Source organism: Pseudomonas sp. LY-1 (genome assembly GCF_053502595.1).
The window spans coordinates 4,460,596-4,475,183 of the sequence record NZ_CP094353.1 but is presented as its reverse complement, the minus strand read 5'-3'; the positions used below and the strand labels follow the sequence as shown (position 1 = coordinate 4,475,183).

The following is a 14,588-nucleotide window of genomic DNA, read 5'->3' as shown; positions in this document are numbered from 1 at the left end:
GGGAGATGATTGGCGACTTCTTCTATATATAGAAGGGTCGGCGCAGAGCCCTGGCGCGATTGGCTGTATTTGTCACCGGGGCGAGGCGCAACAGTGTCTTCGTACCGATAAATTGCCTGCTGTTTTTTTACCCGTTTCCAGTAGGGTGACTTCTTGAGTTTGACCCACTAGAATGCATGCCCTTGATTCTGGGGTCGGAAACGGCCGGCTAACGTCTGTGCAACGAGGAATATCCATGCAAGTTTCTGTTGAAAATACTACTGCTCTCGAGCGCCGCCTGAGCATCACCGTGCCGGCAGAGCGCATCGAGACTGCGGTCAACAAGCGTCTGCAGCAGACTGCCCAAAAGGCCAAGATCGCTGGCTTCCGTCCAGGCAAAGTGCCAATGAGCGAAATCAAGCGCCGTTTTGGTGCTGATGCGCGTCAGGAAGCGGTAGGCGACGTGATCCAGGCGTCGTTCTACGAAGCGGTTGTCGAGCAAAAGCTGAACCCGGCTGGTTCGCCTTCGATCGAGCCTAAGTCCCTGGAAGCGGGCAAGGACCTGGAATACGTTGCTGTATTCGAAGTGTTCCCAGAGTTCGAAGTTGCCGGCTTCGACGGTATCGCGATCGAGCGCCTGAGCGCCGAAGTGGCTGATGCCGACCTGGACAACATGCTGGAAATCCTGCGCAAGCAGAACACCCGTTTCGAAGTGGCCGAACGTGCTGCCCAGAACGAAGACCAGCTGAACATCGATTTCGTGGGCAAGGTTGACGGCGAAGCATTCGCTGGCGGCTCCGCCAAAGGTACTCAACTGGTGCTGGGTTCCAACCGCATGATCCCGGGCTTCGAAGACGGCCTGGTTGGCGCAAAAGCCGGCGAAGAGCGCGTTCTGAACCTGACTTTCCCGGCTGACTACCAGAACCTGGACCTGGCCGGCAAAGCCGCCGAGTTCACCGTGACGGTCAACAGCGTGTCCGAGCCTAAGCTGCCAGAGCTGAACGAAGAGTTCTTCGCTCAATTCGGCATCAAGGAAACCGGCATCGACGGCTTCCGCACCGAAGTTCGCAAGAACATGCAGCGCGAGCTGCGTCAGGCCATCAAGTCCAAGGTCAAGAACCAGGTCATGGACGGTCTGCTGACCGCCAACCCGATCGAAGTGCCTAAGGCTTTGCTGTCCAACGAAGTGGATCGCCTGCGCGTACAAGCCGTTCAGCAGTTTGGTGGCAACATCAAACCTGACCAACTGCCGGCCGAGCTGTTCGAAGAGCAAGCCAAGCGCCGCGTCGTGCTGGGCCTGATCGTGGCTGAAGTGGTCAAGCAGTTCGACCTCAAGCCTGACGAAGACCGCGTTCGTGAAATGATCCAGGAAATGGCTTCGGCCTACCAGGAGCCTGAGCAGGTTGTGGCTTGGTACTACAAGAACGACCAGCAACTGAACGAAGTACGTTCGGTTGTGCTGGAAGAACAAGTTGTGGATACTGTTCTGCAGAAGGCTAAGGTGACCGATAAAGCGGTCTCTTACGAAGAAGCAGTCAAGCCGGCGGAAGCAGCACAAGCCGACTGATTGTCCAACTCGTTTGAAATACAACCATAAGCCAGCCTCGCGCTGGCTTATGCGTTTTCAAGACATGACTATTTGGGAGTAACTGCAGAGCATGTTCCGTAATTCCTATATTCAGCAGAACTCTGATATCCAGGCCGCAGGCGGCCTGGTCCCGATGGTTGTCGAGCAGTCCGCTCGTGGCGAACGCGCCTACGACATCTACTCGCGCCTGCTCAAGGAGCGAGTGATCTTTTTGGTGGGGCCGGTAGAGGACTACATGGCCAACCTGATTTGTGCGCAACTGCTGTTCCTTGAAGCGGAAAACCCGGACAAGGACATCCATCTTTACATTAACTCGCCGGGCGGTTCGGTGACCGCGGGCATGTCGATCTACGACACCATGCAGTTCATCAAGCCAAACGTGTCGACCACCTGCATTGGCCAAGCCTGCAGCATGGGCGCTTTCCTGCTGACCGCAGGTGCCGAAGGCAAGCGTTACTGCCTGCCGAACTCGCGCGTGATGATTCACCAGCCACTGGGCGGTTTCCAGGGCCAGGCATCGGACATCGAAATCCATGCCAAGGAAATCCTCTTTATTCGTGAGCGTCTTAACACGCTGATGGCCAAGCACAGCGGGCACACCTTGGAAGAAATCGAGCGTGATACCAACCGTGACAATTTCATGAGCGCCGAAGCCGCGCGTGATTACGGGTTGATCGACGCAGTGATTGACAAGCGCCCCGCTTAATATAAGCAGCTCAAAATAGGCCAGGTCGGCAAGTCCGATCACCTGCGGGCTTGAAAAAGCCCGCATAAGCCTTCATCTTGTGTTGCAAGCCTATCGGATTTGGATCGAACGAATGACTGACACCCGCAACGGCGAGGACAACGGCAAGCTGCTCTATTGCTCCTTCTGTGGCAAAAGCCAGCATGAAGTACGCAAATTGATTGCCGGCCCCTCGGTCTTTATCTGCGACGAGTGCGTCGACCTGTGCAATGACATCATCCGTGAGGAGGTGCAGGAAGCCCAGGCCGAAAGCAGCGCGCATAAATTGCCTTCGCCTAAAGAAATCAGCGGCATCCTTGATCAGTACGTGATTGGTCAAGAGCGTGCAAAAAAGGTTCTGGCCGTAGCGGTGTACAACCACTACAAGCGTTTGAACCAGCGTGACAAGAAAAACGACGAAGTCGAGCTCGGCAAGAGCAACATCTTGCTGATCGGTCCTACAGGCTCGGGTAAAACCCTGCTTGCGGAAACCCTCGCTCGCCTGCTGAACGTTCCGTTCACCATCGCCGACGCCACCACCCTCACCGAGGCTGGCTACGTGGGTGAGGACGTCGAGAACATCATTCAGAAGTTGCTGCAGAAGTGCGACTACGACGTAGAGAAGGCCCAGATGGGTATCGTCTACATCGACGAAATCGATAAGATTTCGCGCAAGTCCGACAACCCGTCGATCACTCGGGATGTTTCCGGTGAAGGCGTGCAGCAAGCCTTGTTGAAACTGATCGAAGGCACGGTTGCTTCCGTACCGCCACAAGGCGGCCGCAAGCACCCGCAGCAGGAATTCCTTCAGGTTGATACGCGCAATATCCTGTTCATCTGCGGCGGTGCGTTCTCCGGTCTGGAAAAGGTTATTCAAAACCGTTCCACCCGTGGCGGCATCGGCTTCAGTGCGGAAGTGCGCAGCAAGGAAGAAGGCAAGAAGGTGGGCGAGTCCCTGCGTGAAGTCGAACCTGACGATCTGGTCAAGTTTGGTCTGATCCCTGAATTCGTTGGTCGTCTGCCGGTCCTGGCGACATTGGACGAGCTGGATGAGGCTGCTCTGATTCAGATCCTCACCGAGCCGAAAAACGCCCTGACCAAACAATATGCCAAGCTGTTCGAAATGGAAGGCGTAGACCTCGAGTTCCGTACCGACGCACTCAAATCAGTGGCCAAGCGGGCACTGGAGCGCAAAACCGGTGCGCGTGGCCTGCGTTCGATCCTCGAAGGCGTATTGCTCGACACCATGTACGAAATCCCCTCGCAGTCCGAGGTGAGCAAAGTGGTGATCGACGAAAGTGTTATCGAAGGCAAGTCCAAGCCACTGTATATCTATGAAAACAGTGAGCCGGCTGCCAAGGCTGCGCCAGACGCGTAAGCGTCCGGCTGCTGCATAACAACAAGGGGCCTTTAGGGGCCCCTTTTGTTTTAAGGGTGTGTTTTTCCTGCATTTAACTGCTGGCATTGAGCTTGTTTTTTTTGCCGGCAGCCCCCATCTTGGTTTCATGCTTACTTTTCAACTGTCATAGAGGCGAAATCATGAAGACAACCATCGAATTGCCTCTCCTGCCGTTGCGTGATGTCGTCGTCTATCCGCACATGGTTATCCCGCTGTTCGTGGGGCGCGAGAAGTCTATCGAAGCCCTCGAGGCCGCGATGACGGGCGACAAGCAGATCCTGCTGTTGGCCCAGAGAAATCCTGCTGATGATGATCCAGGCGAAGACGCCCTGTATCGCGTCGGTACCGTTGCGACTGTCCTGCAATTGCTCAAGCTGCCCGACGGCACTGTCAAGGTGTTGGTGGAAGGTGAGCAGCGCGGTGCGGTCGAGCGCTTCATGGAGGTGGACGGCCACCTGCGCGCCGAAGTGGCACTGATCGACGAAGTCGAGGCCCCGGAGCGCGAGTCCGAAGTATTTGTACGCAGCCTGCTCTCGCAATTCGAGCAGTATGTGCAGTTGGGCAAGAAAGTCCCGGCTGAAGTCCTGTCTTCCCTCAACAGTATTGATGAGCCTAGCCGCCTGGTCGACACCATGGCCGCGCACATGGCGCTGAAAATCGAGCAGAAGCAAGACATCCTCGAAATCATCGACCTGCCGGCCCGTGTCGAACACGTCCTGGCGCTGCTCGATGCCGAAATCGACCTGCTGCAGGTTGAAAAGCGCATCCGTGGTCGCGTGAAGAAACAGATGGAGCGCAGCCAGCGCGAGTACTACCTGAATGAGCAGATGAAGGCCATTCAGAAAGAACTCGGCGACAGCGAGGAAGGCCACAACGAAATCGAAGAGCTGAAAAAGCGCATCGATGCCGCCGGCCTGCCGAAAGACGCCCTGACCAAGGCCAACGCCGAGCTGAACAAGCTCAAGCAAATGTCGCCGATGTCGGCCGAAGCCACCGTGGTTCGCTCCTACATCGATTGGCTGGTGCAGGTGCCGTGGAAGGCTCAGACCAAGGTGCGCCTGGACCTGGCTCGCGCCGAAGATATCCTCGATGCCGACCATTACGGCCTCGAAGAAGTCAAAGAACGCATTCTCGAATACCTTGCCGTGCAAAAGCGCGTGAAGAAAATTCGTGGCCCGGTGTTGTGCCTGGTCGGTCCGCCGGGTGTGGGTAAAACCTCCCTGGCCGAGTCGATTGCCAATGCCACCAACCGTAAATTCGTGCGAATGGCCCTTGGCGGCGTGCGTGATGAAGCGGAAATCCGTGGTCATCGCCGCACATATATCGGTTCGATGCCAGGAAGATTGATTCAAAAGATGACAAAGGTCGGCGTGCGCAACCCGCTGTTCCTGCTCGATGAAATCGACAAAATGGGCAGCGACATGCGTGGCGATCCGGCATCGGCCTTGCTCGAAGTGCTCGATCCCGAGCAGAACCACAATTTCAACGACCATTACCTGGAAGTCGACTACGACCTGTCCGACGTAATGTTCCTGTGTACCTCCAACTCCATGAACATTCCGCCAGCGTTGCTGGACCGGATGGAGGTGATTCGTCTGCCGGGTTACACCGAAGACGAGAAGATCAACATCGCCGTCAAATACCTCGCGCCCAAGCAGATTTCGGCCAATGGCCTGAAGAAAGGCGAGATCGAATTCGAGGTCGAGTCGATCCGCGATATGGTGCGTTACTACACCCGCGAGGCCGGTGTACGGGGGCTTGAGCGCCAGATTGCGAAGATTTGCCGCAAGGCGGTCAAGGAGCATGCGCTGGAAAAACGCTTCTCGGTGAAGATTACCGCCGATGTGCTGGAGCACTATCTGGGCGTGCGTAAATTCAGCTACGGGCTGGCGGAACAGCAGGATCAGGTAGGGCAGGTGACTGGCCTGGCGTGGACCCAGGTGGGTGGCGAATTGCTGACCATCGAAGCCGCGGTGATCCCGGGCAAGGGCCAATTGATCAAGACCGGTTCCCTGGGTGACGTGATGGTCGAATCCATCACCGCCGCGCAGACCGTGGTGCGCAGCCGCGCCCGGAGCCTGGGGATTCCCCTGGACTTCCATGAGAAGCACGACGTCCATATCCACATGCCGGAAGGGGCGACCCCGAAAGACGGCCCTAGCGCTGGCGTAGGCATGTGTACGGCCCTGGTATCGGCCCTGACCGGCATTCCGGTACGCGCCGATGTGGCCATGACCGGGGAAATCACCCTGCGTGGCCAGGTATTGGCCATCGGTGGTCTGAAAGAAAAATTGCTCGCCGCACACCGGGGTGGAATCAAGACCGTGATCATTCCTGAAGAGAATGTCCGCGACTTGAAGGAAATTCCTGACAATATCAAGCAAGATCTTCAGATTAAACCGGTTAAATGGATTGACGAGGTCCTGCAAATTGCGCTGCAATACGTGCCGGAGCCCTTGCCGGATGTGGCTCCGGAGATAGTCGCGAAGGACGAAAAGCGCGAGTCTGATTCCAAGGAAAGAATTAGCACGCATTAATGCGTTAAAGCCTGGGGGCTTCCTTGACAGCTTTTTAGAGCCCTTGTTATAAAGCGGCTCTTAAGTGTCTGTAGGCCATTCAGCACTGGTTTTTGCTTTCACCAAAAAACTTAGAATCATACTCAATAGATATATAAGGGGACTTAGAGTGAACAAGTCGGAACTGATTGATGCTATCGCCGCATCCGCTGATATCCCGAAAGCTGCTGCTGGCCGTGCGCTGGACGCAGTAATCGAATCCGTCACTGGCGCTCTGAAGGCCGGCGATTCGGTGGTACTGGTAGGCTTCGGTACTTTTTCTGTGACTGACCGCCCAGCTCGCACTGGCCGTAACCCACAGACTGGCAAAGCACTGCAAATCGCTGCTGCCAAGAAACCAGGTTTCAAAGCCGGTAAAGCCCTGAAAGAAGCCGTTAACTAAGCCTCGATCAAGCCTTTACCTACCCGGGTCCGACGCAGGTCTGGCCTGGCAGCGGAGCGGCAGCTGACCCACGTATCCATCGGGTCACCACGCCGGGGGTGTGGGTTCTAACCCCCGTCCGCTCCGCCAGTTACGAGAGAAGGCGCATCCTCGGATGCGCCTTTCTTCTATCCGGACTCTACCCACGCTCCACGGTTGCCAATTTTTGAAGTTCAACCGTTTCTGGGGGACGCATGCTGCAAAATATCAGGGACAATTCACAAGGCTGGATTGCCAAGACCATTATCGGGATCATCGTCGCATTGATGGCGTTCACCGGTATCGAGGCTATTTTTCAGGCTTCGACCAACACCAAGCAGGACGTGGCCAAGGTCAACGGTGAAGCAATCACCCAGACCGAACTGAGCCAGGCCGTCGACATGCAACGTCGCCAACTGATGCAACAGATGGGCAAGGATTTCGATGCTTCCCTGCTGGACGAAAAACTGCTGCGCGACGCGGCGCTCAAGAGCCTGATCGATCGCAAGCTGGTACTGCAAGGTGCCGCTGATTCCAAGTTTGCCTTCTCTGACGCCGCGCTGGACCAAGTGATCCTGCAGACGCCGGAGTTCCAGGTGGACGGCAAGTTCAACGCCGAGCGTTTTGACCAGGTGATCCGTCAACTGGGCTACAGCCGTCTGCAGTTCCGTCAGATGATGACCCAGCAAATGCTGATCGAGCAGACTCGCTTGGGCATCCTCGGCAGCGCCTTCGTGACTGACGCGCAGGTGCTGGCATTCGCCCGCCTGGAAAAACAGACCCGCGATTTCGCCACCGTCAATATCAAGGCCAACCCTGCGGCGGTGAAACTCACCGACGACGAGGTCAAGGCTTACTACGACCAGCACGCCAAAGAGTTCATGACCCCGGACCAGGTGGTCATCGACTATCTGGAGTTGAAGAAGTCGTCTTTCTTCGACCAGGTCACCGTCAAGGACGATGAACTGCAGGCAGCGTATGAGAAAGAAACCGCCAACCTCGCTGAGCAGCGTCGTGCCGCGCACATCCTGATTGAAGTCAACGACAAGGTCACCGACGCCCAAGCCAAGGCCAAGATCGAGGAAATCCAGGCGCGCCTGGCCAAGGGTGAGCAGTTCGAAGCCCTGGCCAAGGAGTTCTCCCAGGACCCGGGTTCGGCCAGCAATGGCGGTGACCTCGGCTTTGCCGGTCCTGGCGTCTACGATCCGGACTTCGAAGCTGCCCTGTACGCCTTGAATAAGGACCAGGTCTCGGCACCGGTGCGCAGCACCTTCGGTTGGCACCTGATCAAGCTGTTGGGCGTTGAAGCGCCAGAAGTGCCATCGTTCGCCAGCCTGAAAGATAAGCTGACCCACGAGCTCAAGAATCAACAGGTTGAACAGCGTTTTGTCGAAGCGACCAAGCAATTGGAAGATGCGGCGTTCGAAGCCTCCGACCTGGCTCAGCCGGCCTCCGATCTGAAGCTGACCGTTCACACCTCTGCGCCGTTTGGTCGCGAAGGTGGTGAGGGTGTCGCGGCCAACCGTGCCGTGGTCACTGCCGCGTTCAGCCCGGAAGTGTTGGATGAGGGTGCCAACAGCACCGCCATCGAGCTCGACCCGGAAACCATCATCGTGCTGCGGGCCAAAGAGCATCTGAAGCCTACGCAACTGCCGCTGGAAAGCGTGGCAGCGGCGATCCGCACCCAGATGACCAAGGAACGCGCCAGCGCGGCCGCCAAGACTCACGCTGACGAGTTGATCGCCAGCCTGCGTGATGGCAAGACCCCGCTGAACCAGCCCGTTGATGGCCAGGCCTGGAAAGTCACCGAAGCGGCTACCCGTAGCCAGGAAACGATCGACCCGGTGGTGCTGCAAGCCTTGTTCCGCATGCCCAAGCCTGCGTCCAAGGACAAGCCGACCTTCACCACCGTGACCCTCGCTGATGGCAGCCTGGTGATCGTGCGCTTGAACGGCGTCACCGAAGCGGCGGCTCCATCGGACGATGAGAAGGCGCAATACCGCCGTTTCCTCGCTTCCCGTGTTGGGCAGCAGGATTTCGCGGCGTACCGCAAGCAGTTGGAAACCAAGGCTGAGATCAAGAAGTACTGATCTCGGTTTGAATAAAAAGCCCCCGGCCTGAAAAGACCGGGGGCTTTTTCATGGGCGTTTGCAAACGGCCAGCAACATCAACGCCACTACCGCCCAGGGAAACGCGAGCACGCCCCAGCTCTGCAGCAACAACCCGCCCGCCAGACCGCCACCGGCAATGCCCAGGTTCCATACCGTCACCAGCATCGACTGCGCGGCGTCCGCCGACTCGCCCGCCGACTTGGCCAGGGCGGTTTGCAGCAAGGCTGGTAGGCCACCGAATGCCAGCCCCCAGGCCGCGACGGCGATGTAGATGATCGCCGGCGAGTCGATCCAGAACGCCAACGCCAGCGCCGACAGGCCAAACAGCATGCAACTGAGTAGCACCAGCGAGCGCAGCCATCGATCGATCAGCAGGCCCACCAGCCAGATGCTCAACAACGCCGTCAGGCCAAACACCAGCAGTACCCGGTCGATATCGGCCTGGATGCCGGCGGGCTCCAGCAGGGGGGCGATGTAGGTATAGAGAATGTTGTGCGCCAGCACGTAGGTAAAGGTCACCCAAAGCACCGGGCGAATACCGCGCAACCTCATCACCTGGCGCAGGCCCAGGCGCTGTTGTGCTGCTTGGCCGGCAAAGTCCGGGAGTTGCCAGCGCGCCCAGAGCAGCAATGCCAGCGTCAGCCCGGTCATGATCGCAAAACTCAAGCGCCAGCCAACGAGGGTACCCAGCAGGGTGCCGGCCGGCACGCCCAGGGTCAGGGCCAGCGGTGCGCCAAGCATTGCGATGGCAATCGCCCGGCCTTGCAGGTGAGGGGCGACCATACGACTGGCGTAACCGGCCAACAGGGCCCAGAGCAACCCGGCGAATACCCCGGCGAAAAAGCGCGCTACCAGGGTCAGCCCGTAGTGACTGGATATGGCCGTCACGCTGTTGACCAGGGCGAAGCCAGCAATGGCCACCAGCAGTAGGGGGCGTCGGCGCCAACCCCGTGTCAGCAGCGTCAAGGGGATGGCCGCGAGCAATGATCCGAGTGCGTAGAGCGTGACCAGTTGGCCAACCAGGGCGGGCGACACACCCAGGCCTGCGCCCATCTGCGGCAGGAGCCCCGCGGGCATGGCTTCGGTGAGGATGGTGATAAAACCCGCGCAAGCCAGGGCCAACAAGCCTCCCAGCGGCAGCACGTCAGGCTCGGCGTTCGCCGGGCAATGGGTAAGTGAAGGGTTGTCGCTCATGACGCTTGATCCATATAAAAGGGGCAAGGCGGCAGAGTAAGGGGCTGTGCTGTGCGGAAAAACAGGCTAAGGTTCCGAACTTAGCGGACATAGGTGTCCGTAATCAGTCGAGGCGTGATCATGGACAGCTTGAGCAGCCTGTCGGTATTTGTGCAGGTGGCGGAGACGCGCAGCTTCACCGTCGCCGGTCGCGTGCTGGGGGTATCGTCGTCGGCCGTGGGCAAAAGTATCGCGCGCATGGAAGAGCGCCTGGGCGTCAGGCTGTTTCACCGCAGCACGCGCAGTATCACCCTGACCAGCGAAGGCTCGCTGTTTCTTGAGCGTTCCCGGCGCATTCTGGCCGAGGTCGAGGCGGCCGAGCAGGAATTGACGGACGCCAGCGCCACGCCCCGCGGCAAGTTGCGCGTCAGCCTGCCGCAGGTACGCGGCTTGTTGATGCCGGTGCTCAGCGACTTTATGCGCGCCTACCCGGATATCGAGTTGGATGTGGATTTTTCCGACCGCATGGTGGACGTGATCGAGGAAGGTTTCGATGCGGTGATTCGCACAGGCAAGCCCGAAGATTCGCGCTTGATGGCGCGGCATCTGGGCTATTACCAGTTGGTGCTTGTGGGCACGCCGGGCTACTTCGCTCAACACGGCACCCCGCAGCAACCGCAGGATCTCAATGATCACGCGTGCCTGCGGCACAAATTCTGCGCCACCGGCAAGCTGGAAAACTGGCCGTTGCGTCACCTGCCGGGCGCCGCCGAGCCGACCTTGCGTACACCGCTGGTCAGTACCACCATTGAGTCCCTCAACCATGTGGTACACGAGGGATTGGGCATCGCCTGTCTGCCCGACTACATGGTCAACGAGGCCGTGGGGCAGGGGCGCTTGCTACGGGTGTTGGATGATTATCTCGAACACCGTGGCAGTTTCTGGATACTGTGGCCGTCAAGTCGTCATGCATCTGCCAAGTTGCGCGTGTTTATTGACCATATGTGCGCCGGGCTTTTCCCTGCAGGCACCGCTGTGTAGGCTTGTGACGTTTTATCGACAGGAATGCGCGCGCCAAGGCCTCGTTCTGTTGCACAATACCGCCCAGACCGTTTTCCTCAGGATTTTCAATGTCGACATCATTTCACTTGCGTAGCCTCGGGTTGGCGCTGGTGTTGGCGGGCGCCACGGGCTGCTCGTCACCCAAGACCGCTATTTACGAGCACGAGAATTTCGACGACTCCGGTACGTTCTCCCGTAATTACCCGGTCAGTGACATCGCCGCGTGCGAGGCCGCACGCCGTGCCTTGCTGAGCCAGGGCTACATCATCACCAGCAGCGATCCGAAGCTGGTGGTGGGTAACAAGAGTTTCCAGCAGACCGGCGAAACTCACATGCAGATCAGCTTCAATGTGGTGTGTGCCAATGATGGCAAAGGTAAAAGCCACTCGACGATGTTTGCCAACGCCCTGCAGGATCGTTATGCGCTGAAGAAGGTCAACAACTCCGCCAGCCTGGGTGTGGGTGTGCTGGGCTCGGTGTCGATGCCGATCGGCTCCACCGACGACTCGATGGTGAAGGTGGCGAGTGAGACTGTCTCGGCGCCGAAGTTCTACGAGCGCTACTTCGCGCTGGTGGATGTGTTCCTGCCCCAAGAGGTGAAGAAGACCGAACATATTCCCGAACAGCCCAAGGCTGAACTGGGGGTGCCGGAACCCAAAGTTGCCCCGGCAGCGGAGAAGGGCCCAGCGCCGAAGGAAGAACCTGTAGCGCCGGCCGTCTCGACGCCGGTTACACCGGCACCGGAGCCTGCGCCGATCGTCCCGCAGGCAGAACCGAGCCCTGCGCCGGCACCGGCACCGGCAACGGCACCGGCAACGGCAACGGCACCTGCGCCAACCACGCCGGACCTGCCGCCGCCGACAGAGGCGATTCCGCCCCTGCCGACGCCCGCGCAGTAAGTCAGACCGCTACGGGATTGGTCTTGTCGACATTGATCCCGTAGCGACTGATCGCCTCACTGATTTTCTCGCGACCTATCAGCCCGTCATCGGCCAGCGCCTTCAGTGCCGCCAGCACAATGAAATGCCGGTCCACCTCGAAGAATTCGCGCAAGGCCTCCCGGGTATCCGACTGCCCGAAGCCGTCCGTGCCCAGCGCTACAAAGCGTCGGTTCGGCACAAAGGGGCGGATCTGGTCGGCGAACAGCTTCATGTAGTCAGTGGCCACCAGCACCGGACCCGTATGCCCGGCCAAGCATTGCTCGACGTAACTCAAGCGCGGCTCGTGTTCCGGGTGCAACAGGTTCCAGCGTTCGGCTTCATGCCCGTCACGGCGCAGCTCGGTCAGGCTGGGCGCACTCCATACGCTGCTGTGTACGGCAAAATCCTTGTCGAGCAACGCTGCCGCGGCGATCACTTCCCGCAGGATCGAACCGCTGCCCATCAATTGCACCTGTGCCTGCTGGTGTGTGCTCAGCGGATACAAACCCTTGAGAATGCCTTCTTCCACGCCTTCGGGCATTGCCGGGTGCGGGTAGTTCTCGTTGAGCAGGGTGATGTAGTAGTAAATGTCCTCCTGCTCGACATACATGCGCCGCATGCCTTCGCGAATGATCACCGCCAGTTCGTAGGCAAAAGTTGGGTCATACGACACACAGCACGGAATCACCGACGCCAGGATATGGCTATGCCCATCATCGTGCTGCAAGCCTTCGCCCATCAGGGTGGTGCGCCCGGCCGTGGCACCCAGCAGGAAGCCGCGTGCCCGGGCATCGCCTGCCGCCCAGGCCAGGTCGCCGACGCGCTGGAAGCCGAACATCGAGTAGAAGATGTAGAAGGGCACGGTCATCAGAGCATGGTTGCTGTAGGACGTACTCGCCGCGATCCAGGAGGCAATCGCACCGGACTCATTCAGACCTTCCTGCATGATCTGTCCGTCCTTGCTCTCTTTGTAGTAGCTCAGTTGCCCGGCGTCTTGTGGGGTGTAGAGCTGGCCGACGGCGGAGTGAATGCCGATCTGACGGAACAGGCTTTCCATGCCGAAGGTGCGTGATTCGTCCGGCACGATGGGCACGATCAGCTTGCCCAGGTGCGGGTCCTTGAGCAGTGTGCCGAGGATCCGCACAAAGGCCATGGTGGTAGAGATGGCGCGCTCGCCGGTGTCTTTGAGCTGGGTCGCGAAAGCGCTCAGTTCAGGAATCTGCAGCGACTCGACGGCGCTGTGGCGCGCCGGCACGTAGCCACCCAACGCCTGGCGCCGGGCGGCGAAGTAGCGCGCCTCTTCGCTGTCGGCAGCCGGCTTGAGGTAAGGAATTTCAGCCAACTGCTCGTCGGGGACTTCCAGGCCGAAGCGATCACGGAACGCTCTGACGGCGTCGGCGCCCATTTTTTTCAGCTGATGGTTGATGTTCTGGCCTTCGCCGGCTTCGCCCATGCCGAAGCCCTTGACGGTTTTCGCCAGGATCACCGTGGGTTGGCCTGAATGACTCATGGCGGCAGCATAGGCGTTATAGACCTTGTCCGGGTCATGACCGCCGCGTGAGAGTTTCCAGATGTCCTCGTCTGACAGGTCCGCAACCAATGCCAGCAACGCCGGGTATTTGCCGAAGAAATGTTCGCGCACGTAGGCGCCGTCCTGGGATTTGTAGTTCTGATAATCACCGTCCACGCACTCCATCATGCGTTGGCGCAGCAGCCCGCTCTGGTCTTTTTCCAGCAGTGCATCCCAGCCGCCGCCCCAGATTACCTTGATCACATTCCAGCCGGCCGCGCGGTAGAGGCTTTCGAACTCCTGGATCACCTTGGCATTGCCGCGTACTGGGCCGTCCAGGCGCTGTAGGTTGCAGTTGACCACGAAGATCAGGTTGTCGAGTTTTTCACGCCCGGCCAGGGAAATGGCGGCCAGGGATTCCGGCTGGTCCATTTCGCCATCACCGAGGAACGCCCAGACCTTGCGGCCCTGGTGCTGCTTGAGCGCACGCAACTCCAGGTAGCGCATAAAGCGCGCCTGGTAGGCGGCGGTGATCGGTCCGAGCCCCATGGACACGGTGGGGAATTGCCAAAAATCCGGCATCAGCCGTGGGTGCGGGTAGGACGACAAGCCTGCACCGCCCGTTTCGCGGCGGAAGTTGTCGAGCTGGGCCTCGCTGATGCGGCCTTCGAGATATGCGCGGCCGTAGATGCCGGGGGAGGAGTGGCCCTGGATGTAGACCAGATCGCCATCGAAGGTGTCGGTGCGCCCACGGAAAAAGTGGTCGAAGCCGACGTCATACAGCACGGCGGCCGACGCGTAGGTGGCGATATGCCCACCGACGCCGGAGTGTTTACCGGCGCGCAGCACCATGGCCATGGCGTTCCAGCGGATAAACGCACTGGTGCGGCGTTCGAGGGCCAGGTTGCCAGGGTAGGGCAACTGGCGGTCCAGCGGGATTGTGTTGATGTAGGGCGTGGTTACCCGCCCGTAGACGTCACCATGTTGCGCCACGTCGAAATCCAGCAACTGGTCGATCAGGTAGTGGGCACGCGGGCGGCCTTCGGTGGACAGCACCGATTCGATGGCTTCCAGCCATTCGCGGGTTTCCTGTGGGTCGTCGTCCAGTCTTACTGCGGTATTCGGGGTCATGTGAGGCTCCAGGGT

The 14,588-nt window shown here is 59.1% G+C and carries 10 protein-coding genes; 8 read left to right on the top strand and 2 right to left on the bottom strand.

Features of this window, described 5'->3' with window-relative positions; translation table 11 throughout:
• The first annotated feature begins 235 nt into the window (after positions 1–235).
• From tig to MOQ67_RS20325, 6 genes are all read left to right on the top strand, one after another.
• Positions 236–1,546 (top strand): trigger factor, encoded by a 1,311-nt coding sequence (gene tig, locus MOQ67_RS20350; protein ID WP_046382846.1) that lies wholly within the window; start codon positions 236–238, stop codon positions 1,544–1,546.
• Positions 1,547–1,637: 91 nt separating this feature from the next.
• The gene (gene clpP, locus MOQ67_RS20345) at positions 1,638–2,273 is read left to right on the top strand and encodes an ATP-dependent Clp endopeptidase proteolytic subunit ClpP (protein ID WP_017848147.1); all 636 of its coding nucleotides are present in this window, start codon (positions 1,638–1,640) and stop codon (positions 2,271–2,273) included.
• 112 nt (positions 2,274–2,385) lie between these two features.
• Positions 2,386–3,669 carry an ATP-dependent Clp protease ATP-binding subunit ClpX gene (gene clpX / locus MOQ67_RS20340; RefSeq protein WP_017848146.1) on the top strand — a complete coding sequence of 428 codons (1,284 nt, stop codon included), beginning with the start codon at positions 2,386–2,388 and terminating at the stop codon, positions 3,667–3,669.
• A gap of 161 nt (positions 3,670–3,830) precedes the next feature.
• Positions 3,831–6,227, top strand: coding sequence for an endopeptidase La (gene lon, locus MOQ67_RS20335; protein ID WP_198718194.1), 2,397 nt, complete (start codon positions 3,831–3,833; stop codon positions 6,225–6,227).
• 148 nt (positions 6,228–6,375) lie between these two features.
• Positions 6,376–6,648 (top strand): HU family DNA-binding protein, encoded by a 273-nt coding sequence (locus MOQ67_RS20330; RefSeq protein ID WP_003174819.1) that lies wholly within the window; start codon positions 6,376–6,378, stop codon positions 6,646–6,648.
• 233 nt (positions 6,649–6,881) lie between these two features.
• Positions 6,882–8,756, top strand: coding sequence for a SurA N-terminal domain-containing protein (locus MOQ67_RS20325; protein WP_057004465.1), 1,875 nt, complete (start codon positions 6,882–6,884; stop codon positions 8,754–8,756).
• 48 nt (positions 8,757–8,804) lie between these two features.
• On the opposite strand, the gene MOQ67_RS20320 is transcribed toward MOQ67_RS20325, so the two are convergent.
• A complete protein-coding gene (locus MOQ67_RS20320) occupies positions 8,805–9,971 on the bottom strand; it encodes an MFS transporter (protein WP_198718195.1) in 1,167 nt (388 codons plus the stop codon).
• Positions 9,972–10,091: 120 nt separating this feature from the next.
• Between MOQ67_RS20320 and MOQ67_RS20315 the strand changes: the two genes are divergently transcribed.
• Together MOQ67_RS20315 and MOQ67_RS20310 are read left to right on the top strand one after the other, a co-directional pair.
• A complete protein-coding gene (locus MOQ67_RS20315; protein WP_046382850.1) occupies positions 10,092–10,991 on the top strand; it encodes a LysR family transcriptional regulator in 900 nt (299 codons plus the stop codon).
• Positions 10,992–11,080: 89 nt separating this feature from the next.
• Positions 11,081–11,911: a DUF2242 domain-containing protein gene (locus MOQ67_RS20310; RefSeq protein WP_198718196.1), complete on the top strand. Its 831-nt coding sequence runs from the start codon at positions 11,081–11,083 to the stop codon at positions 11,909–11,911.
• Position 11,912: 1 nt separating this feature from the next.
• Here the strand turns inward: MOQ67_RS20310 and aceE are convergent, their stop codons facing one another.
• Positions 11,913–14,573, bottom strand: coding sequence for a pyruvate dehydrogenase (acetyl-transferring), homodimeric type (aceE, locus tag MOQ67_RS20305; protein ID WP_102617263.1), 2,661 nt, complete (start codon positions 14,571–14,573; stop codon positions 11,913–11,915).
• Between the last annotated feature and the right edge of the window lie 15 nt (positions 14,574–14,588).

Coding starts and splice junctions, on each gene's coding strand:
- tig (WP_046382846.1), top strand. CDS start 236: ATGCAAGTTTCTGTTGAAAATACTACTGCTCTCGAGCGCCGCCTGAGC.
- clpP (WP_017848147.1), top strand. CDS start 1,638: ATGTTCCGTAATTCCTATATTCAGCAGAACTCTGATATCCAGGCCGCA.
- clpX (WP_017848146.1), top strand. CDS start 2,386: ATGACTGACACCCGCAACGGCGAGGACAACGGCAAGCTGCTCTATTGC.
- lon (WP_198718194.1), top strand. CDS start 3,831: ATGAAGACAACCATCGAATTGCCTCTCCTGCCGTTGCGTGATGTCGTC.
- MOQ67_RS20325 (WP_057004465.1), top strand. CDS start 6,882: ATGCTGCAAAATATCAGGGACAATTCACAAGGCTGGATTGCCAAGACC.
- MOQ67_RS20320 (WP_198718195.1), bottom strand. CDS start 9,971: ATGAGCGACAACCCTTCACTTACCCATTGCCCGGCGAACGCCGAGCCT.
- MOQ67_RS20315 (WP_046382850.1), top strand. CDS start 10,092: ATGGACAGCTTGAGCAGCCTGTCGGTATTTGTGCAGGTGGCGGAGACG.
- MOQ67_RS20310 (WP_198718196.1), top strand. CDS start 11,081: ATGTCGACATCATTTCACTTGCGTAGCCTCGGGTTGGCGCTGGTGTTG.
- aceE (WP_102617263.1), bottom strand. CDS start 14,573: ATGACCCCGAATACCGCAGTAAGACTGGACGACGACCCACAGGAAACC.